Source organism: Pseudomonas monteilii NBRC 103158 = DSM 14164 (assembly GCF_000730605.1).
Taxonomy (GTDB): Bacteria; Pseudomonadota; Gammaproteobacteria; order Pseudomonadales; family Pseudomonadaceae; genus Aquipseudomonas; species Aquipseudomonas monteilii.
The window spans coordinates 1-19,165 of sequence record NZ_BBIS01000001.1 but is presented as its reverse complement, the minus strand read 5'-3'; the positions used below and the strand labels follow the sequence as shown (position 1 = coordinate 19,165).

General features: G+C 62.5%; 20 protein-coding genes. 10 read left to right on the top strand and 10 right to left on the bottom strand.

What is annotated here, in order from left to right:
• Positions 1-131: 131 nt before the first annotated feature.
• The 3 genes from mksB to mksF are packed head-to-tail and all read left to right on the top strand — an operon-like array spanning position 132 to position 4,946.
• A complete protein-coding gene (gene mksB / locus PM2_RS00100) occupies positions 132-1,421 on the top strand; it encodes an Mks condensin complex protein MksB (RefSeq protein WP_016713342.1) in 1,290 nt (429 codons plus the stop codon).
• Positions 1,411-2,118, top strand: a complete 708-nt coding sequence (gene mksE / locus PM2_RS00095) for an Mks condensin complex protein MksE (RefSeq protein WP_016713343.1) — start codon at positions 1,411-1,413, stop codon at positions 2,116-2,118. Before mksB ends, mksE begins: the two co-directional genes overlap by 11 nt.
• Positions 2,115-4,946, top strand: a complete 2,832-nt coding sequence (gene mksF, locus PM2_RS00090) for an Mks condensin complex protein MksF (protein WP_028699488.1) — start codon at positions 2,115-2,117, stop codon at positions 4,944-4,946. The genes mksE and mksF overlap by 4 nt, the downstream gene beginning before the upstream one ends.
• A gap of 128 nt (positions 4,947-5,074) precedes the next feature.
• Here mksF and PM2_RS00085 read toward each other — a convergent pair whose 3' ends face one another.
• The 5 genes from PM2_RS00085 to rplU all read right to left on the bottom strand — a co-directional run bounded on the left by PM2_RS00085 (position 5,075) and on the right by rplU (position 8,762).
• On the bottom strand, positions 5,075-5,536 hold the full coding sequence (locus PM2_RS00085; protein ID WP_016713345.1) for a CreA family protein: 462 nt from the start codon (positions 5,534-5,536) through the stop codon (positions 5,075-5,077).
• Positions 5,533-6,651, bottom strand: coding sequence for a glutamate 5-kinase (gene proB, locus PM2_RS00080; RefSeq protein ID WP_016713346.1), 1,119 nt, complete (start codon positions 6,649-6,651; stop codon positions 5,533-5,535). The genes PM2_RS00085 and proB overlap by 4 nt, the downstream gene beginning before the upstream one ends.
• An 85-nt stretch (positions 6,652-6,736) precedes the next feature.
• Positions 6,737-7,963, bottom strand: coding sequence for an Obg family GTPase CgtA (gene cgtA, locus PM2_RS00075; RefSeq protein WP_028699487.1), 1,227 nt, complete (start codon positions 7,961-7,963; stop codon positions 6,737-6,739).
• Between the two features lie 188 nt (positions 7,964-8,151).
• Positions 8,152-8,409 (bottom strand): 50S ribosomal protein L27, encoded by a 258-nt coding sequence (rpmA, locus tag PM2_RS00070; RefSeq protein WP_003247464.1) that lies wholly within the window; start codon positions 8,407-8,409, stop codon positions 8,152-8,154.
• A gap of 38 nt (positions 8,410-8,447) precedes the next feature.
• Entirely contained in the window at positions 8,448-8,762 is a 315-nt protein-coding gene (gene rplU, locus PM2_RS00065; RefSeq protein WP_003247466.1) for a 50S ribosomal protein L21, read from the bottom strand.
• A 244-nt stretch (positions 8,763-9,006) separates the two neighbouring features.
• On the opposite strand from rplU, the gene PM2_RS00060 reads away from it, so the two are divergent.
• From PM2_RS00060 to PM2_RS00050, 3 genes are all read left to right on the top strand, one after another.
• Positions 9,007-9,975 (top strand): polyprenyl synthetase family protein, encoded by a 969-nt coding sequence (locus tag PM2_RS00060; RefSeq protein ID WP_016713348.1) that lies wholly within the window; start codon positions 9,007-9,009, stop codon positions 9,973-9,975.
• Positions 9,976-10,139: 164 nt separating this feature from the next.
• The gene (locus PM2_RS00055) at positions 10,140-10,481 is read left to right on the top strand and encodes a zinc ribbon domain-containing protein YjdM (protein WP_009686103.1); all 342 of its coding nucleotides are present in this window, start codon (positions 10,140-10,142) and stop codon (positions 10,479-10,481) included.
• 84 nt (positions 10,482-10,565) lie between these two features.
• On the top strand, positions 10,566-10,811 hold the full coding sequence (locus tag PM2_RS00050) for a PA4570 family protein (protein ID WP_016713350.1): 246 nt from the start codon (positions 10,566-10,568) through the stop codon (positions 10,809-10,811).
• 126 nt (positions 10,812-10,937) lie between these two features.
• Here PM2_RS00050 and bamJ read toward each other — a convergent pair whose 3' ends face one another.
• The 5 genes from bamJ to PM2_RS00025 all read right to left on the bottom strand — a co-directional run bounded on the left by bamJ (position 10,938) and on the right by PM2_RS00025 (position 15,600).
• A complete protein-coding gene (gene bamJ / locus PM2_RS00045; RefSeq protein WP_016713351.1) occupies positions 10,938-11,555 on the bottom strand; it encodes a BamJ family beta-barrel-assembly machinery protein in 618 nt (205 codons plus the stop codon).
• An 85-nt stretch (positions 11,556-11,640) separates the two neighbouring features.
• Complete coding sequence (locus PM2_RS00040) at positions 11,641-11,946, bottom strand: DUF6482 family protein (RefSeq protein WP_016713352.1); 306 nt, start codon at positions 11,944-11,946, stop codon at positions 11,641-11,643.
• A gap of 128 nt (positions 11,947-12,074) precedes the next feature.
• On the bottom strand, positions 12,075-12,563 hold the full coding sequence (locus PM2_RS00035) for a TIGR00645 family protein (RefSeq protein WP_003247486.1): 489 nt from the start codon (positions 12,561-12,563) through the stop codon (positions 12,075-12,077).
• A 99-nt stretch (positions 12,564-12,662) separates the two neighbouring features.
• Entirely contained in the window at positions 12,663-13,001 is a 339-nt protein-coding gene (locus tag PM2_RS00030) for a PA4575 family protein (RefSeq protein WP_003247487.1), read from the bottom strand.
• A 160-nt stretch (positions 13,002-13,161) separates the two neighbouring features.
• Entirely contained in the window at positions 13,162-15,600 is a 2,439-nt protein-coding gene (locus tag PM2_RS00025; RefSeq protein WP_016713354.1) for a Lon protease family protein, read from the bottom strand.
• 251 nt (positions 15,601-15,851) lie between these two features.
• Between PM2_RS00025 and PM2_RS00020 the strand changes: the two genes are divergently transcribed.
• From PM2_RS00020 to PM2_RS00005, 4 genes are all read left to right on the top strand, one after another.
• The gene (locus tag PM2_RS00020) at positions 15,852-16,340 is read left to right on the top strand and encodes a DUF3015 domain-containing protein (protein WP_016713355.1); all 489 of its coding nucleotides are present in this window, start codon (positions 15,852-15,854) and stop codon (positions 16,338-16,340) included.
• A 71-nt stretch (positions 16,341-16,411) separates the two neighbouring features.
• The gene (locus PM2_RS00015; RefSeq protein WP_016713356.1) at positions 16,412-18,265 is read left to right on the top strand and encodes an Lnb N-terminal periplasmic domain-containing protein; all 1,854 of its coding nucleotides are present in this window, start codon (positions 16,412-16,414) and stop codon (positions 18,263-18,265) included.
• Between the two features lie 90 nt (positions 18,266-18,355).
• The gene (locus tag PM2_RS00010; protein ID WP_016713357.1) at positions 18,356-18,712 is read left to right on the top strand and encodes a hypothetical protein; all 357 of its coding nucleotides are present in this window, start codon (positions 18,356-18,358) and stop codon (positions 18,710-18,712) included.
• A 71-nt stretch (positions 18,713-18,783) separates the two neighbouring features.
• A partial coding sequence (locus PM2_RS00005) for a GreA/GreB family elongation factor (protein WP_042131073.1) occupies positions 18,784-19,165 on the top strand: 382 nt, incomplete at its 3' end.

Here is a 19,165-nt window from a genome sequence, read left to right as displayed (position 1 = left end):
GCGGGCGGCGCTCGATCTCACAGGCGCTACAAAAACCAAGACGTACCCCACCATTACAGACCAAGGGGTAAAAACCTCCCCCCCGGATGCAGTACAATCGCCCCCTTTTTCTTGGCAACGAGTCGAAGCCAATGATCGAACCCAAGCGCGTCCTGCGCGCCCTAGCCGAACACTGGGCCCTGATCGAGCCGCTGTGCGAGCGTTTCGACCAGGGCACCCTGAGCCTGGTCGAGCTGCGCCAGCACGTGGCCCGTCAGCAGGTCGAGAGCACCCCGCAGGACATCACCCAGCTGCTCGACGTATGGATCCGCCTGGATATCCTGGTCCCGGTGGCCAAAAGCCCGAACCGTTTCGAGCTCAACGCGCAGATCCACGACTTCCTCGCCTACCTGCGCCGCGAACACCGGCTGGGCCTGTGCCTGGAGATCGAAGCCTACCTGCGCCACCTGGAACGCCTGGCCGGCCACATCCAGGACGCCTTCGACAACCGCGACAGCGACGACCTGGCGCGCCAACTGCGCCTGCTCGACATGCGTGTGCGCGATGTGCTGAAAAAGCTCGATAACGACGAGCAGGCGCTGGTGGCCGTGGCCGAACGGGCCAAGACCAGCAACCGCCAGATCCCGCTGCGTCAGCGTTATGCTGAAGTCCTGGCCACCTGGGACGAATACGTCGAGCCGATGATCCAGCTGGTGAACGCCGACGGCGCCTTCGAACAAGGCGTGCGCAAGGTCGAGACCGTGCTGCTGAAGCTGCTGGGCGAACAGGCCCGCCTGGGCCACCTGGTCGACGACGACATGCTGCTGCGTACCCACGCGCGCATTCTGGAAATGCAGACCAGCGCCCAGCTCACCCTGCGCCATGCCCGTGAACTGCTGCTGCCGCTGCGTGAAGAAGCCCGTCGGCACAACGCCGTGACCCGTGGCGCTGCGCTGGCCCTGTCGGTGATCCGGCGCAAGGGCATCGATGCCGTGCCGCAAGCGGCCATGCCGATGTTCACCCGTCCGCAAAGCACCTTCCTGGGCAGCGCGAGCCAGGTCGAGGCCTATGTGTACGCCCTGGCCCGCTTCGAGCCCAAGCCGGCGCGCTTCCCCAAGGCCCACAAGACCCAGTCCGGCGCCCTGCCCCGCGCACCGCGCACGGTCAAAGAGATGGCCGAACGCTGCGAACAGGCCCTGCCGCTGCCCGACCTGATGGTCTGGCTGCTGGAGCAGGAACCCGAAGGCGCCACCGACGAGCTGCTGTACTGGTTCTCGCGCCTGTCGCGGGAAAAGCGCTTCAAGCGCGAACGCCTCGACCGCCGCGAATACACCACCCAGGAACACTTGGTCAGCCTGCGCTCGTTCGCCCTGACCTCCAGCCGCGAAGACGCCACCAGCGCGCCTACCGAACCCAACGCGAGCCCAGCCCATGCATCTTGATCTTTCCGAACTGTCCCAGCTCGCACCGATCTTCCGCGAGCTGTTCAAAGGCTTCCACGTCAGCCGCCGCGACCCGGAGCTGTACGCCCAGCTGTCGAACTTCCAGGACCAGTACCGCACCCTGTTCAAGGCCCTGGGCTTCGAGCTGGTGTGCGACACCCGTGGTTTCTACTACTTCGTGCCGGACATGACCGCCGCACAGGTGAACAAGACCGCGCAGCGCCTGTCGCTGTTCACCTTCATTCTGGTCGAGCATCTGGCCGACCAGGGCCGCGACCCGATGGCCGTGCTCGATGGCGGCAGTATTGGCCGTGACGAGCTGCCCTCGCTGCTGGACAAGTACCGCGACCTGTTCCTGCAGGCCGAAGTGCAGACCGTGGACGAGCTGGAAGAAAAAATCCTGCGCCGCATGACCCAGCTTGGCTTTGCCCACGAAGAAGGCGGCATCTACCGCTTCTTGCCGCCGATGCACCGCTTCCTCGATGTATGCCTGTCGGTGCAGCAGGACCGCGACCTGGCCGCCACCCTGCACAGCGACCTGCCGCTGCCCACCCCGGTGCTGGTCGAGGAAGAAAGCCCCGAAGAACTCAACCGCACCGACGATCCGCTGGACCTCAGCCCGTTCGACGGCGAGGAAAGCGAAGAGCAAGCCCTGGCCCGGGCCATCCGCGAAGAGCAACAGGAGATTGACGCATGAGCCAGGAACGCTACGGCATCCGCCGCTTCGCACTGCTCAACACCGCCGGCTACAGCCTTGGCCTGTTCCCGCTGGAACACCCGCTGTCGGTGTACGGCGCCAACAACCTAGGTAAATCGGCGTCGATCAACGCCCTGCAGTTCCCCATCCTGGCACGCATGTCGGACATGAGCTTCGGCAAGTACAGCCTGGAGCAGTCGCGCCGCTTCTACTTCGCCAGCGACACCTCGTACATTCTCTGCGAACTGAGCCTGCCGCACGGCCCGCACGTGATCGGCGTGGTCGGTCGCGGCCCAGGTGGCGGTTTCGGCCACCAGTTCTTTGCCTACAAGGGCGAACTGGACCTGGCCCACTACCAGAAGAACGACACCTGCCTGCGCCAGAAAGAGCTGTTCACCAACCTTGAACGCTTAGGGATCAAGGCTTACGAGCTGAAGCCGGATGAACTGCGCCGCCTGCTGGTTGGCGGCCACACCTCGGTGCCGCTGGACCTGACCATGATCCCGCTGCGCTCCACCAGCGAGCAAAGCCTGAAAACCTTCCGCGCACTGTTCATCAACCTGCTGCACATGCGCGAAATCACCGCCGCCAAGCTCAAGCAGCTGTTCCTCGACGCGTTCGAGCACAGCCTGCGTTCGGGCAGCGTCGACTACATCGCCGCGTGCGAAGAAGCGTTCCGCGACGTGCGCCGCATGGAGCAGGACTACAACGCCCTGGTCGCCGCCGGCCCGCTGGTCGAGGCCCTGGCCGGTGGTGTGGCCCAGCGCGACATACTGCGCGGCAAACTGCACCGCATTTCGCCCGTACTCGACACCCTGCTGGGCACCTGGCAGGAATACGCCATGGCGCGCAAGGAAGAGCTGGTCATCCAGTCCGAGCACTACCGTGGCGAGCAGGATCGCCTGCAGAATGACCAGCGCGGCGGCACCCAGGAGCTGATGCGCCTGGAGCGTGAAATCACCGGCATCCAGCGCTGGCTGGGCGAGCTGTCGGTGCTCAAGCACCGCTTTGCCCTGGTCGATGACGTCAAGGTCCTGGAACAGCAACTGTTGGCAGCCAAGGACGCCCACGACGAACTGGCCGGCGCCCTGGCCCAGTCGCGGCAGTTCAGCGCCGAAGACCTCGACGAGCGCGTACGCGACCTGGAAAAACGCCTGAAGCAGGTCAAGCAGCAGCTCGACCACGCCGACAACAACAGCTACGCCCGCCTGCGCGAAGAGTTCTCGCAAGCCGACGTCGACCGCCTGATGCGCCTGTTCAACGGCGCGCTGTTCAGCCTGCCGCTGGGCGACCGTGGCATCGAGCTGGACGACAGCGACCTGTGGGTAAAATCGCTGGAAGCGGTGCTCGACGGCTTCAAGGGCGAGCGCTTCGAGGCGCCGGGCCTGGCCATCGACCTGACCAATATCGACCCGCCGGCACTGCAGGCCTTGGCCGACCGTGCCGCCCTGCGCGACCAGAAGGAGCGCCTGGAAAAAGAGCTGAAACAGCTCAAGACCCAGCAAGCCGTAGCCGCCGACCGCTCCGCCTCCAAAGCGCAAACCGAAACCCTGTATCAGGAAGTGCTGGATGCGCAAAAGGCGCTGGAAGACTTCCGCCGCACTGAAACCCTCAGCGCCGAAGAGCCAGAGAAGCTGGAACAACTGTCGCAGCTGGAAGCTGCCCAGGACGAATTGAAGCGTTCCAGCGACGCCTTCACCGAGCGCGTCCAGCAGCTGTCGGCCAAGCTGCAGCTGGTCGGCCGCCAGATCGGCGACCTCGAGTCCAAGCAACGCACCCTGGAAGACGCCCTGCGCCGTCGTCAACTGCTGCCGGCCGACCTGCCCTACGGCACGCCGTTCATGGAAGCCATCGACGACTCGATGGACAACCTGCTGCCGCTGCTCAATGACTACCAGGACAGCTGGCAAGCCCTGCAGCGCGTGGACAACCAGATCGAGGCGCTGTACGCCCAGGTGCGCCTGAAAGGCGTGGCCAAGTTCGACAGCGAAGACGACATGGAACGCCGCCTGCAACTGCTGGTGAACGCCTACGCGCACCGCACCGACGAAGCCCTGACCCTGGCCAAGGCACGCCGCGCTGCAGTCACCGACATTGCCCGTACTCTGCGCAACATCCGCAGCGACTACGACAGCCTCGAGCACCAGCTGGCCCTGTTCAACCGCGAGATCAACAAGCGCCAGGTGTCCAACCTGGAAAGCTTCCGCGTGGTGCTGGCACCGAACAAGGAAGCGCTCAAGCACATCGACCAGATCATCCACAGTGCCGGCCAGTACGAAGAAGGCGAAACCCTGTCGGTGTTCGACCTGACCCAAAGCGCCGAGCAGGACAACAGGAACGAAGAGGCCAAGGAGTACCTGGCACGGCTGGTGGCGGCCAACCACAACCAGCTGGGCCTGAAGGACCTGTTCGAGCTGGCGTTCGAGATCACCAAGGTCAACGGCCAACCGGTCATCCACGCCGACATCGACGGCGCGGCGTCCAACGGCACCACCATGACCATCAAGGCGCTGACCAACATGTACCTGTTGCTGCACCTGATGGACCGTGACCTGGCCGGACGCATTCGCCTGCCGTACTACCTGGATGAGGCAGCAGACATCGACGAACGCAACCAGGCAGCACTGCTGGAGACCAGCCTGCAGCTGGGCTTCGTGCCGATTCTGGCGAGTGTGAAGCCTCAGGTATCGGCGCGCGTGGCGATCGACCTGGAAGGCGGTAGCGGGCCGAATGGCATCTACATCGACGAGGCGGACTGGAAGTTCATCAGCCGGCTGGATGAGGTGAAGGCGGTTGTGCGTGAGGATAAGGCCGAAGAGTTGGCCTGAGGTAACCAGGGCCGCTTTGCGGCCCATCGCGACCTGCGGTCGCTCCTACAGGGGTATCGCAATCTCCCGTAGGAGCGACCGCAGGTCGCGATAGGAGGCCGAAGGCCTCCCGGCGATCTACCAGGTTATCAATGCGCCCAAGGCAAGATCGGTATCGCGGTCACCGCATTCTGCGGGCTGCCTTCGATCATGCGGTCGCTGTACACCAGGTACACCAGCGTATTGCGCTTCTTGTCCAGGAAGCGCACCACCTGCATGGTCTTGAACACCAGCGAGGTGCGCTCCTTGAACACCTCCTCGCCGTCCTTCAACTCACCCTTGAAGTTGATCGGCCCCACCTGACGGCAGGCAATCGATGCCTCCGCCCGGTCCTCGGCCAGCCCCAACCCACCCTTCACACCGCCTGTCTTGGCCCGCGACAGGTAGCAGGTCACGCCCTCGACCTTGGGGTCGTCGAACGCCTCGACCACGATGCGGTCATTCGGCCCGAGGAACTTGAACACGGTGGACACCTGGCCGATTTCCTCTGCCCCGGCCAGCATTGGCAGCACCAGCGCTGCCACCCCGATCACCCACTTGAACAGGCTCATACCAGCACCAGGTTGTCGCGGTGCACCAGCTCCGGCTCGGCGCTATAGCCCAGCAGGCTTTCGATGGCATCGGACGGTTGGCCAATGATCTTCTGCGCTTCCAGCGCGCTGTAGTTGGCCAACCCGCGCGCCACCTCCAGACCGTCCGGGCCGACGCACACCACCATCTCGCCACGGCGGAAACTGCCCTGCACGGTCTTCACGCCGACCGGTAGCAGGCTCTTGTTGGCTTCACGCAGTGCCTGCACGGCACCGGCATCCAGCACCAACGTCCCACGGGTTTGCAGGTGGCCTGCCAGCCACTGTTTACGCGCAGCGAGCATGCCGCGCTCGGGCGACAGCAAGGTACCCAGGCGCTCACCCGCCTTGAGGCGGTCCAGCACGCGCTCGATGCGGCCACCGATGATGATGGTGTGGGCACCGGAACGGGCAGCCAGGCGCGCAGCGCGCAGCTTGGTCTGCATGCCGCCACGGCCCAGGGCACCACCGGTGCCACCGGCCACGGCGTCCAGCGACGGGTCGTCGGCACGGGCTTCGTAAATCAGCTGGGCTTCGGGGTTGTTGCGCGGGTCGGCGTCGAACATGCCATCGCGGTCGGTGAGGATCACCAGCAGGTCGGCCTCGACCAGGTTGGCCACCAGCGCCGCCAAGGTGTCGTTGTCGCCGAAACGGATCTCATCTGTGACCACGGTGTCGTTTTCGTTGATCACCGGCACCACGCCCAGGTCGACCAGCGTGCGCAAGGTGCTGCGGGCGTTCAGGTAGCGCTTGCGGTCGGACAGGTCGTCATGGGTCAGCAGGATCTGTGCGGTGTGCTTGCCGTGCTCGCCGAAGCTCGACTCCCACGCCTGCACCAGGCGCATCTGGCCGAGCGAGGCAGCCGCCTGCAACTCGTTCATCGCGCTCGGTCGCGTGGTCCAGCCCAGCTGGCTCATGCCGGCAGCCACGGCCCCGGAGGACACCAGTACCAACTCCACGCCCGCCTCACGCAGCGCGACCATCTGCTCGACCCAAACGGCCATGGCACCGCGGTCGAGGCCTTTGCCATCGGCGGTCAGCAGAGCACTGCCAATCTTCACGACCCAGCGCTTGGCGCCCGTCACCTTGCTTCGCATCTTCTTCCAACCTATGTCGAATCTGTAGATACCGTGGATACAAAAACGCCGCTCCAGGGAGCGGCGTTTAGTGTACTGCAACCGATCAGTCGCGCACGTAAATGATTTCCGGGCCGCCTTCGTCGTCCTCGAAATCATCGTCCCAACCGTCATCGTCGCCGATGTCGTGTACGCTCTTGACGCCTGTACGGCGCAGGGTACGCGCGTCGTCCAGGGCCTGCAGTTGGGCACGGGCTTCGTCTTCGATACGCTGGTCGAGGTCGGCCAGTTCTTCGGCGTAGGCCGGGTCGTTGGCCAGGCGGTCGGCGCGGTCTTCGAGGTAGCGCATCAGGTCGTGGCTGAGCTTTTCGGTGCCCTGTTTGGAGATGGCCGAAATCACGTAGACCGGGCCTTCCCATTGCAGGCGCTCGACCACTTCCTGAACGCGCGCATCGCGCTCGTCTTCCATGACCATGTCGGCCTTGTTCAGCACCAGCCAGCGCTCACGCTCGGCCAGCGACGGGCTGAAGCGGGTCAGTTCGTTGACGATCACTTCGGCGGCATCGGCCGGGCTGCTTTCGTCCAGCGGCGCCATGTCGACCAGGTGCAGCAACACGCGGGTACGCGCCAGGTGCTTGAGGAAGCGGATACCCAGGCCGGCACCCTCGGAGGCGCCTTCGATCAGGCCGGGGATGTCGGCGATGACGAAGCTCTTCCAGCGGTCGACGCTGACCACGCCCAGGTTCGGTACCAGGGTGGTGAACGGGTAGTCGGCCACTTTCGGCTTGGCTGCGGAAACCGAGCGAATGAAGGTGCTCTTGCCGGCGTTCGGCAGGCCCAGCAGGCCAACGTCGGCCAGCACTTTCATTTCCATCTTCAGGTCGCGCTGGTCACCTGGTTTACCCGGGGTGGTCTGGCGCGGTGCACGGTTGGTGCTGGACTTGAAACGGGTGTTGCCCAGGCCGTGCCAGCCGCCTTGGGCGACCATCAGCTTCTGGCCCGGGGTCACCAGGTCACCGATCACTTCCTGGGTGGAAGCGTCGATCACGGTGGTGCCGACCGGCACACGCAGGAACAGGTCCTCGCCTTTCTTGCCGGTGCAGTCGGTGCTACCGCCGTTGGCGCCGCGCTGGGCCTCGTGGTGACGGGTGTAGCGATAGTCGACCAGGGTGTTGAGGTTTTCGTCAGCGACCATGTACACCGAGCCACCGTCGCCACCGTCACCGCCGTTGGGGCCACCGTTCTCGATGAATTTTTCGCGACGGAAGCTCATGCAACCGTTGCCGCCGTCACCGGCCTTGACCCGAATGGATACTTCGTCAACAAACTTCATTAAAACCGCCTCTCGTCGGCAGACGAGCTGAATGACTCAAAAACATGAGGCTCTTGCAAAAATGAGCGCGGCGGCCCCGTACGACCGTAGAAACCAACGCCGGCAACCCAGACAAACAGCTTTGCAAGAGGCTCACCACAAACGAAAAAGCCCCGTCGCATGACGGGGCTTCTGGAGCGACGTCGCGATTAAGCGGCGACGATGCTCACGTAACGGCGCATGAACTCGCCTTTTTTCTCGAACTTGATCACGCCTTCGATCTTGGCGAACAAGGTGTGGTCCTTGCCCATGCCAACGCCGTAGCCAGCGTGGAATTCAGTGCCGCGCTGACGGACGATGATGTTGCCTGGCTTGATAACCTGGCCGCCATACATCTTCACGCCAAGGCGTTTAGATTCTGAGTCGCGACCGTTACGAGTACTACCACCAGCCTTCTTGTGAGCCATGGTTCAATTCTCCAAATAAATTCAGGGGATCTAGGGGATTAAGCCTGGATGCCGGTGATTTTGATCTCGGTGAACCACTGGCGGTGGCCCATACGCTTCATGTGGTGCTTACGACGACGGAACTTGATGATGCGAACCTTGTCGTGGCGGCCTTGCGAAACGACTTCGGCCACTACTTTAGCGCCAGCAACAACTGGAGCACCGATGGTGACTTCTTCACCGTTGGCGACCAGCAGAACGCGATCGAAGGTCACGGATTCGCCAGTGGCGACTTCCAGTTTTTCGATCTTGAGGAATTCACCTTCAGCGACTTTGTACTGCTTGCCGCCGGTAACGATTACTGCGTAAGACATGGTATTTCTCCGATAATCCTGCTCACCCAGCGCTTTATATGATGAGTATTGGCTGGCATGGCTGCATGGGGCTGGAACGGCCCGGTGCAATTGCGTAAGGCAGGTGCTGCCCAGGAAGTTAGGGTGCGCGATTGTACGCAACCCAGGTTTTGCTTGCAAGTGCCGCCCCCGGCCAGCTGGCACCGCGCCTTGACACACCGGGACCTGCAACCTAGCATGCCGCGCAACCTCACTGGAGCAGCCGATGCAACCCCAAACCTTCTACCGTGCGGTGGCTGATGATTTCAGCGCCGTCGACGAGATCATCAAGAAGCAGCTGACCTCGCGCGTGCCGCTGGTATCGAAGATCGGCGACTATATCACGTCCGCCGGTGGCAAGCGCCTGCGCCCCCTGCTGGTGCTGCTGTGCGGCAAAGCCCTGGGTCGCGAAGGCGACGACCTGCGCCTGCTGGCCGCCACCATCGAATTCCTGCACACCGCCACCCTGCTGCACGACGACGTGGTCGACATGTCCGGCATGCGCCGTGGCCGCTCCACCGCCAACGCCCTGTGGGGTAACGCGCCAAGCGTGCTGGTGGGCGACTTCCTTTATTCGCGCTCGTTCGAAATGATGGTCGAGCTGGGCTCGATGCCGGTCATGCAGATCCTGTCCAAGGCCACCCGCGTGATTGCCGAGGGTGAAGTGCTGCAGCTGTCGCGAGTACGCGATGCCAGCACCACCGAAGAAGTCTACATGGAAGTCATCCGCGGCAAGACCGCGATGCTCTTCGAAGCCTCGACCCACAGCGCTGCCGCGCTGGCCGAAGCGACAGACGAACAGCGCGAAGCCCTGCGCACCTTCGGTGACCACCTGGGTGTGGCCTTCCAGCTGGTCGACGACCTGCTGGACTATAAAGGCGACTCGCAAACCCTTGGCAAGAACGTGGGTGACGACCTGGCTGAAGGCAAGCCTACCCTGCCGCTGATCTACACCATGCGCGAAGGCACTGCCGAACAGGCTGCTCTGGTGCGCCAGGCGATCCAGAAAGGTGGCCTGGAGGACCTTGAGCAGATTCGCGTGGCCGTGGAGGAATCGGGTGCGCTGAAGTACACCGCAGAGCTGGCCCGTGATTACGTGAAGCGTGCCATCGAGTGCCTCGAAGTGCTGCCGGCCAGCGAATACCGGGATGCGCTGGTTGAATTGAGCGAGTTTGCGGTCGCGCGTACTCACTGACAGACCGAGCCGTCTTCATTCCCGGGCAAACCCACTCCTACAGGATTTGCGACTGTAGGAGCAGGTTTGCCCGCGAAGCTTTTGTCCGGACATAATCCCTTCTGGAAAAATACCTTTTACAATGCAGGCCTTTAACCGCCCGTCTGTTTGTTTGAGGAACCGAAGTGAGCACTCTGCCACCCTGCCCTAAATGCAACTCCGAATACACCTATGAGGATGGCACTCAGCTGATCTGCCCTGAATGCGCCCACGAATGGTCGGCCAGCGGCGATGCCGAGGCGGCCAGCGACGAGGTGGTGAAAAAGGATTCTGTCGGCAACATCCTGCAGGACGGCGACACCGTCACCGTGATCAAGGACCTCAAGGTCAAGGGCTCGTCCCTGGTGGTCAAGGTCGGCACCAAGGTCAAGAACATCCGCCTGTGCGACGGCGACCACGACATCGACTGCAAAATCGACGGCATCGGCGCCATGAAGCTGAAGTCCGAGTTCGTGCGCAAAGTCTGATTACACAAAAATCTGGCACTTGGCGCTTGCTATTTTGATAATAAGAATTATTCTCATTGGAACTGCTATCCAAGGAGAATAGCCATGACTTATCTGATCGACGCCTGGCTGGACCGCCCTCACCCCTACCTGCGCATTCTTCATCGGGAAACCGGCGAAGTGTGCGCGGTGCTTGAAGAGGAAGCACTCGACGAGCTGCGTGACCAGGGAGACCTGGACATGAGCGGGCTGAATTCGAGTGAACCGGGGGTGCTCAAGGAGCTGGTGCGGAATCTGTTTCTATTCTGCTATGCGCGGGCGTTGCGCCCGGCGGGAACGGATTGGAATTGAGGCCAGCGGGGCCGGCCTCTTCGCGGGCAAGCCCGCTCCCACAGAGACCGCACAAGGTTTGAATCCTGCGCAGTACCTGTGGGAATGGGCTTGCCCGCGAATGGGCCGCAAAGCGGCCCCGAGGCATTACAGAACGTCGAGCAGCTCGACGTCGAACACCAGCACGCTGTGCGGCGGGATGCTGCCAACGCCTTGGGCGCCGTAAGCCAACTCGCTCGGCACGTACAGGCGCCATTTGCTGCCTGCGTTCATCAGTTGCAGGGCTTCGGTCCAGCCCGCGATCACGCCGCCTACCGGGAATTCAGCCGGTTGGCCACGGTCGTAGGAGCTGTCGAACACAGTGCCGTCGATCAGGGTGCCGTGGTAGTGCGTGCGCACGTTGTCTTCGCGGGTCGGCTTGGCGCCTTCACCGGCGGTCAGCACTTCGAACTGCAGGCCCGACGCCAGGGTGGTGATGCCTTCACGCTTGGCGTTCTCGACCAGGAATTCTTTGCCAGCAGCAGCAGCGGCTTCGGCTTTGGCTGCGGCTTCGGCTTGCATCACGTCACGGATGACCTTGAAGCTGGCCGACAGGTCGGCTTCGCTGACGCGGCTGTCGGCGCCGTTGAAGGCATCGGTCAGGCCGGCCAGGATGGCCTCCAGGCTGACACCTGGTGGCGGGTTGTCGCGCAGCTGGCCGCCCAGCTGACGGCCGATGCCGTAGCTGACGCGGGTTTCGTCGGTGGACAGGTTGAGTTCGGACATTGTCGTGCTCCACTGCAGGGCGCAGTGCAGCCGCGCCCTTGATGAAAAGGGCGAGCAGCCTAGCACACTGGGGCGCTGCGAGCAGCTACCAGGCCGAACGCTGGGAAATCGGCACCTTCAGGTCTTCTTCCGGGTGCGTGCCCATGCCGCACATTTCATCTTGCACCGACCAGTGCACCAGGTTCATCGAAACCATGGGGATGGTTTGCAGCAACTTGCGCGCATCCTCCACCGAGTGCACACGCAAGCGCTCACCACGGGTGTCGGACAAGGGGTGGGCACGGCCTTTGACCCGGGCCTCGAGCAGGTAGTCACCGCCTTCGATGGCGATCAGGTTCAGTTCATCGACATGGCCAGCCCTGGCCTCGGTATTGAGCTGATGCAGGTTCATGAGAGCACCTCGCGACGGGAACCACGCATGAGAGCTCATTTTTTGTACAGACCGGCCGAAAGCACAAGCCAGAAACAACACCGCCCGTCCGTTTTGCAACGGACGGGCGGTGCCAACAGCTATTTGGCTCAGTGCTTGGTCAGCTTGTCCAGGTAGCCCATGCAGAACGCCGACACCACGAAGGTCATGTGGATAATCACGTACCACATCAGGTAATCGGTGGAGATGTTCTGCGCATCCATGAACACCCGCAGCAGGTGAATGGATGAAATCGCCACGATCGAAGCAGCAACCTTCATCTTCAGCGACGAAGAGTCCATCTTGCCCAGCCAGTTGAGCTTCTCTTTGCTCTCGTCGATATCCAGTTGCGAAACGAAGTTCTCGTAGCCGGAAATCATCACCATCACCAGCAGGCCGCCCACCAGCGACATGTCGATCAGCGACAGGATCACCAGGATCAGGTCGGCTTCGCTCAGGGCGAAAACGTTGGGCAGGACGTGGACCACTTCCTGGAAGAATTTCAGCGCCAGGGCCAGCAGGCCGAGGGACAGGCCGAAGTAGATGGGTGCGAGCAGCCAGCGCGAGGCATACATCGCATTTTCGAGGATACGTTCCATGAAGTTCAGGACTCATCAGGTGACTAAAAAACGACGGCGAGTATAGCCAGCCACCTGTTACAGCAAAAGCCTGGGGCCGCAAAGCGGCCCCAGGCTCAATCAAGTCTCAGGATGAAACTGGTAATCCCCCAGGTTCCGGCACCGCTCGCCATTGATCCGCCGCAACTGCGCCTGCAGGTGCAGGCACCAGATCTGCGGGTCCTCGGCCACCTGGTACCCGTGCAAGGTCAGGCTGTCGACAATGGCATTGAGCACCGATTCGGCCACCAGCGGCCCATGGAAAGGCCCTTGAGCCTTGATCGCAGAGGGTTGTTCACCGGCCATGCCGGCGGCAAACAGCAGCGTCCACATGCCGTTGTCCCCAGCCAGTGGGCGGATACTGCATTCGATGCGGGTCACCAGGCCCAGGCACTGGCGTGTGAGGCTGAGGTTGCGCATGGCCGCGTCCCCTCCAAAGAGCCTTGTTCAGCCTGTACCTCAGGCTGTTTCCATCCTGAACGCTGTACCGTCCTTAAGTTCCAGCATAGAAGAACCGTACAGAAAGATGGAAAACCGGCGCTGAACGGTAGCACATCGCCGCTAGCGCCGGTTTATTGACTCAGGCTGGTTTGGCCTGGGCAATCACCTCTTCGAGGCGTTCCTTTTCTGCCTTCTCGATTTCTTCCTCGCTGATCATTTCGGCGATTTCGCGCAGGCGTTCCACCACCCGGGCATTGACGCTGCCCTCGGTGAACTGGCCGTTGCCATCGAGCACTCCGGCCTCCTCACCTACCAGCAGGCTCAACGCTTCATCGGCCTGGCTGACCGCGTAGACGTGGAACATGCCGTTCTCCACCGCCTGAAGCACGCGCTCGTCGAGCATCAGGGTGGCAACGTTGGCACGCGGAATGATCACCCCCTGCTCACCGGTCAGGCCACGGGCCTCGCAAAGGCGGAAGAAGCCCTCGATCTTCTCGTTCACCCCTCCCACGGCCTGCACTTCACCAAACTGGTTGATCGAGCCGGTGATGGCAAAGCACTGCTTGAGCGGCGTGCGCGACAAGGCCGAAATCAGCGTGCAGGCTTCGCCCAGCGAGGCGCTGTCACCGTCCACATAGCCGTAAGACTGCTCCAGCGCGATGCTCGCGGAAATCGCCAGCGGGAACTCCTGGGCATAGCGGCTACCCAGGTAACCGGTCAGGATCATCACCCCCTTGGAGTGAATCGGCTGGCCCAGGTTGACCTCGCGCTCAATGTCGACGATGCCGCTGCCGCCCGGGTACACGGTGGCCGAGATGCGCGCCGGCATACCGAACGCCGAGTCCCCCACTTCCAGCACGGTCAGGCCGTTGCACTTGCCAATGGCCGCGCCCTCGGTGTCGATCAGGATGATGCCGGCAAGCATGTCGTCCAGCACCCGCTGCGACACACGCCCGGTGCGGGTGGCCTTGGCCTTGAGCGCACGTTCGATGTGCCCGGCGTCGGTCATTTCGTCACTGGCCAACTGGCGGATGAAGTCGGCTTCGCTGACCAGCTGGAACAGGTCACCGATGCGTGCCGACAGGCGCGACTGGTTCTCTGCCAGGCGGGCGCTGTAGGTCGCCAGGCGCGCGACCGCGTCACTGGTCAACGGCGCCATGCCCTCTTCGTTGGTGCGGGTACGCAACAGCTGGGCGAATTGCTCCAGGTTCTCGTCGACCATGGGCATGTCTTCGTCGAAGTCCACCAACACCCGGAACATCTCCTGGAAGTCCGAGTCGTGGTCCTGCAAGGCGTAGTACAGCTGGCGCGAACCGATAATCACCAGCTTGACGTTGAGCGGAATCATCTGCGGCTGCAAGCTGACAGTGGCAACACGGCCCAGCTCACCGATCGGTGATTCCATCTTCAGCTTGCGCGACTGCAAGGAACGCTTGAGCGCATCCCACACGAACGGCTCGCCCAGCATCTTCTCGGCTTCGAGAATCAGGAAACCGCCGTTGGCACGGTGCAACGCGCCCGGGCGCAGCTGGCGGTACGAGGTGTACAGCGCGCCTTGGTCGGTGCTGTATTCGATACGGCCAAACAGGTTGTCGTAGGTCGGGTGCGGCTCGAACACGACCGGCGCACCACCGGCAGCATGGTGGCCGACCACCAGGTTGGGTGCGTACTGCTCTTCGAGCAGCTTGCGCGCGGCAGCGTCGGTCTTGCTGTCGTCGACCAATTGCTCGACCACGGTGCGCAGCAGGTTCAGTTGCACCGACTGCAGGTAGGCGCACACTGCGGCGTTCTCGGCATACTTTTCCGACAACGGTGCCAGCAACGGTTGCAAGGCCAGGGTGATGGTTTCTTCATTCAGCTGGCGCAGCTGGTTGTTCGACTCACGCTTCCATTGCGGCAGGCTGGCCAGTTCTTCGTTCAACTGCTCTTCGAGCTGGGCAATGTCCTCATGGAACTGTTCACGCACGTCTTCCGGCAACTGGGCGAACTCGGCTTCATCCAGCGCCTTGCCGTCTGCCATCGGGGTGAAGGCAACGTTGCTGGCATCGCGGTACAACGCTACGTCCTTTTCCAGCGAGGCGCGCTCGATCACATCCAGGGCGCGGTCATAACGCTGGTTGAAGGCACGGTCGATGGCGCCCTTCTTCTGCTGGTACGACGGGTGTTCGAACACGGCCGGGAAGGTCGCCAGCAGGTTGTCGATCAGCCCGCCCATGTCGGCGATGAACGCCCCGGCGCTGCCGGATGGCAATTCCAGCGCACGCGGTTCACGGGTGTCGTCGAAGTTGTTGACGTAGACCCAGTCAGCCGGGGTCTGCTGGCGCTTGCCCTCGGCCTTGAGGTAGCGCTTGACGAACGAGAAGCGGCCGGTACCCGGCTCGCCCATGACGTACACGTTGTAACCGGGGCGTGGCATGGCCACACCAAACTGCAGGGCCTCGACAGCACGCTCCTGGCCCAGGACTCCGCGAAACGGCTCCAGATCGTCAGTATTGGTAAAGGCAAACTGCTCGGGTGAGAAACGCCGGGTCAGGGCTTCAGGCGCAAGACGCAGGCGCGCAGCGACAGGATCGGGCATTGGGTTTCCTTACTTCGGCGGGGCAGATACGCAGCATTCTGGCGCTGCCTGCGCGCGCCTTGCAAGGCTCTGCGGGACTTTATGTCGCAGCCCATGCACGTCATGTGACAGCAAATTTTTCGCAATCAACAACGCAACCTTTAGATCGTGCCTAAACTCCAAGCTGCGCGGGTGGGTGAAATGCTTTCCCGACCTGGCAACCGAGTTGCCAGAAACCCTGACCCTTGGTTAAGACAAAGAGAACAAATGCTATGAAACGGATTCTTCTGGGTACTCTGTTCACCGTGGTCTCGCTGAACGCCATGGCCGAAGCGCCAGGCGGCCCGAACTGCGGCTGGGGCAACATGCTGTTCGAAGGCCAGCGCGGCACGCCGGCACACTTCCTGGCCTCCACCACCAACGGCACCTCCGGTAACGCCACCTTCGGCATGACCTCCGGCACCAACGGCTGCTCCACCAAAGCCTCGCTGACCTACGGCGGCAAGTCGTGGTTCGCCATGAACGGCATGATGAACGAGCTTTCCGAAGACATGGCCATGGGCCAGGGCGAAGCACTGACCACCTATGCCGTGGTCCTCGGTGTGGCCCCGGAAGACCGCAGCTACTTCCAGTCGGTCGCCCACCAGCACTTCAACCAGATTTTCACCAGCGCCGACGTCACTGCTGAAACTGTCCACAGCAACACCCTGGCCGTTCTGAAGAACGACCCACGCCTGGCCAAATACGCTACCGAGGCCTAAGCACTGCTGCTCCCGCCCCACCCGGGGCGGGTTTCGCCTTTTTCGGCATCGTCAAGAAGTAGTTGCCCGATATGCTCAAACGCCTCGCTGCCCTGGCGCTGTGTGCCTGCGCCCCTGTTCATGCCGCGCCCGTACTGGATCAAGGCCGTCTCCAGCAACTGGCCAACACCCCTTACTGGATTGCCCTGGGCCATTACGAAACCGCCAAGCTCGGGGGCTGGCGCAGCTATGTGGACGACGATGCGTTCTTCCTCGCCCAGGACGGCGCACACCACCCCGACCAGGAGCTGCAAGCCACGGTCGATGCGCTGTATGCCCCGGCCAGCCTAGGCGACAAGCATGCCCAGTGTGTATTCCCTGCACGCACCCGCTGGCTACGTGAACAGCTTGGCCTGCAAGGCCTGCCGCAACCGGATTGCCAGGAATTCAAGACCTGGTACCAGTCGATCGACCCGCACAGCGCCGCGTTGATTTTCCCGGCGGCCTACCTGAACAGCCCATCGTCCATGTTCGGCCACACCCTGCTGCGCATCGACCAGTCCAACACCCGAAGCGACGACACCACGTTGCTGAGCTACGCGATCAACTTCGGTGCCTACATCGAAGGCAGCGACAACAGCATTCTGTACGCCTGGAAGGGCCTGATGGGCGGCTACCCGGGGCTGTTCGCGCTGATGCCCTACCAGGAAAAACTGTCCGAATACCGCAGCCTGGAAAACCGCGACCTGTGGGAGTACCAGCTGGACCTCACCCCCGAAGAAACCGGGCGCATGGTCGAACATGTGTGGGAGTTGAAGCAGATCCAGTTCGACTACTTCTTCTTCGACGAAAACTGCTCGTACCGCCTACTGGAGCTGCTGCAAGTGGCCCGACCGAGCCTGGACCTGACCTCGCAGTTCCCGTTGACCGCCATCCCGACCGACACCGTGAAGGCCGTGAAGCAGTCCGGCCTGGTCGCCAGCGAGACATACCGCCCTTCTCGCGAACGTGAATTGCTGGCCCGCGCCGAGCCACTGGACCACGGCGAAAAGCAGCAGGTGCTGGCCGTGAGTGCCGACACCGCACAATTGCAGAGCCCCGAATTCAAGGCCCTGCCCCGCGAACGGCAAGCGCTCGTGCAAGATGCCGCGTACCGCCTGGAGCGTTACCGGGCCAATGGCCAGGAGCGCGACCCTGGGCAGGCGAAGCGCAGCTTCGAGCTGCTGCGGGCGATCAACAGCAACCCGCCGCCACCCTTGCAGATCGAACGCCCCGGCCTACCCGAAGATGGCCACGATTCACGCACCTGGCAGCTGGGAGTGGGCACCCGTGAAGACCGCGCCTACGCCGAGTATGGCCTGCGCATGGCCTATCACGACCTCAACGACAACGCCTACGGCTTCCCATTGGGTGCGCAGATCGAGATCCTGCAACTGAAGGTGCGCCAATACGAAGGCAACGACTGGCAAGTGCAGCGCCTGGACCTGGCCACCATCCGCTCGCTGACGCCGCGTAACGAGCTGCTCAAACCCTGGTCGTGGCAGGTGGCTGGCGGCCTTGAGCGCGTGCCGGGAAAACATGATGACGAAGTCCTGGTCAGCCATGTAAATGGTGGCGCCGGGGGTACCTGGCAGTTGGCCGACGGTTTGCTGGGCTTTGCTCTGGGTACCGTGCGGGTCGAACATCACAATGATTTCGCCGAATTCATCGCTCCAGCGGCAGGCTTCAATGGCGGCCTGTTGTGGCGAAACGGCTTGGGCAACCTGACACTGGAGGCCAAAGGCGACTACTTCACCAATGGCGAAGTCCGCCGTAGTGTGAGCCTGAACCAGCAGTGGGAGATCAGCCAGAACCTGGGCGTGCGGTTAAGTGCATCGCGCGAGTTCAGCCACCTGGCGACGGCGCAGAATGAGGTGATGCTGGAGCTGAAGTGGTATCACTACTAGTGACCCAATCGACTCTTTGACACCGTTTTGACAGCTCCCCGACAAATCGCCACCTAGACTTTCCATTATCAATTGGAGGGCTGGGTGGTTATGTCGCGGTACTGGTTCGGCGTGTGCATGGCGTTGTTGCTGTCAGGTTGCGAAACCACCCACGAGCAGATGGTCAACCGTGGTTATCCGCCTGCCTATGCCGATGGCTTCCAGGACGGCTGCAGCAGCGGCCGCCAGGCCGCCGGGCTGATGGTGGGCAACTTCCGCAAGGACGTGCCGCGCTACCTGCACGAACGTCAGTATGAAACCGGCTGGGACGACGGCTTTCGCCAGTGCCACGCCATGCAGAACAGCGAAGAACAGCGCGAGTACCATGAGCGCTTCTGGGACGAGCGCGAGCGGGAGTGGCAGCAGGAAAAGGATCGCGGTGCCGCAAAAGCCTATCGCCACAACTAAGTCAGTCGCAAACGGACATCCCTTGAAACCGGCGGCCTGCCATGCTGGTCTTCAGCACAAGGAGGCCCAACATGAGCCGAGCATTCGTCAACGAAGACCAGGCTGCTGACCAGGCCGACCCGCCCGTCGAGCGCCGCGTCAGCGAACAACCCAACTACGTCACAGCCAACGGCCTGCGCCTTTTACAGGCGCGCGTGGCCGACCTGAATGCCCTGCGCAGCGAACTGCAGGCGCAGGGTGAGCGTGCCGACAAACAGCGGCTGGCCGAGACCGAGCGGGACCTGCGTTATTTCACTGCGCGGGTGCAGAGTGCCCAGGTGGTGCCGGCAGCGACTTCACGCAGCAAGGTGCAGATTGGTAGCCGGGTGCGGTTTGTGGATGCCCAGGATCAGGAACAGGTGGTGCAGCTGGTGGGCGAGGATGAAGCGGATGCCGGCCGGGGCTTGATTAATT

Excerpts from the sequence above, each read along its gene's own strand:
- mksB (WP_016713342.1), top strand. The coding sequence starts at position 132 with ATGATCGAACCCAAGCGCGTCCTGCGCGCCCTAGCCGAACACTGGGCC.
- mksE (WP_016713343.1), top strand. The coding sequence starts at position 1,411 with ATGCATCTTGATCTTTCCGAACTGTCCCAGCTCGCACCGATCTTCCGC.
- mksF (WP_028699488.1), top strand. The coding sequence starts at position 2,115 with ATGAGCCAGGAACGCTACGGCATCCGCCGCTTCGCACTGCTCAACACC.
- PM2_RS00085 (WP_016713345.1), bottom strand. The coding sequence starts at position 5,536 with ATGAGCCTGTTCAAGTGGGTGATCGGGGTGGCAGCGCTGGTGCTGCCA.
- proB (WP_016713346.1), bottom strand. The coding sequence starts at position 6,651 with ATGCGAAGCAAGGTGACGGGCGCCAAGCGCTGGGTCGTGAAGATTGGC.
- cgtA (WP_028699487.1), bottom strand. The coding sequence starts at position 7,963 with ATGAAGTTTGTTGACGAAGTATCCATTCGGGTCAAGGCCGGTGACGGC.
- rpmA (WP_003247464.1), bottom strand. The coding sequence starts at position 8,409 with ATGGCTCACAAGAAGGCTGGTGGTAGTACTCGTAACGGTCGCGACTCA.
- rplU (WP_003247466.1), bottom strand. The coding sequence starts at position 8,762 with ATGTCTTACGCAGTAATCGTTACCGGCGGCAAGCAGTACAAAGTCGCT.
- PM2_RS00060 (WP_016713348.1), top strand. The coding sequence starts at position 9,007 with ATGCAACCCCAAACCTTCTACCGTGCGGTGGCTGATGATTTCAGCGCC.
- PM2_RS00050 (WP_016713350.1), top strand. The coding sequence starts at position 10,566 with ATGACTTATCTGATCGACGCCTGGCTGGACCGCCCTCACCCCTACCTG.
- bamJ (WP_016713351.1), bottom strand. The coding sequence starts at position 11,555 with ATGTCCGAACTCAACCTGTCCACCGACGAAACCCGCGTCAGCTACGGC.
- PM2_RS00040 (WP_016713352.1), bottom strand. The coding sequence starts at position 11,946 with ATGAACCTGCATCAGCTCAATACCGAGGCCAGGGCTGGCCATGTCGAT.
- PM2_RS00035 (WP_003247486.1), bottom strand. The coding sequence starts at position 12,563 with ATGGAACGTATCCTCGAAAATGCGATGTATGCCTCGCGCTGGCTGCTC.
- PM2_RS00030 (WP_003247487.1), bottom strand. The coding sequence starts at position 13,001 with ATGCGCAACCTCAGCCTCACACGCCAGTGCCTGGGCCTGGTGACCCGC.
- PM2_RS00025 (WP_016713354.1), bottom strand. The coding sequence starts at position 15,600 with ATGCCCGATCCTGTCGCTGCGCGCCTGCGTCTTGCGCCTGAAGCCCTG.
- PM2_RS00020 (WP_016713355.1), top strand. The coding sequence starts at position 15,852 with ATGAAACGGATTCTTCTGGGTACTCTGTTCACCGTGGTCTCGCTGAAC.
- PM2_RS00015 (WP_016713356.1), top strand. The coding sequence starts at position 16,412 with ATGCTCAAACGCCTCGCTGCCCTGGCGCTGTGTGCCTGCGCCCCTGTT.
- PM2_RS00010 (WP_016713357.1), top strand. The coding sequence starts at position 18,356 with ATGTCGCGGTACTGGTTCGGCGTGTGCATGGCGTTGTTGCTGTCAGGT.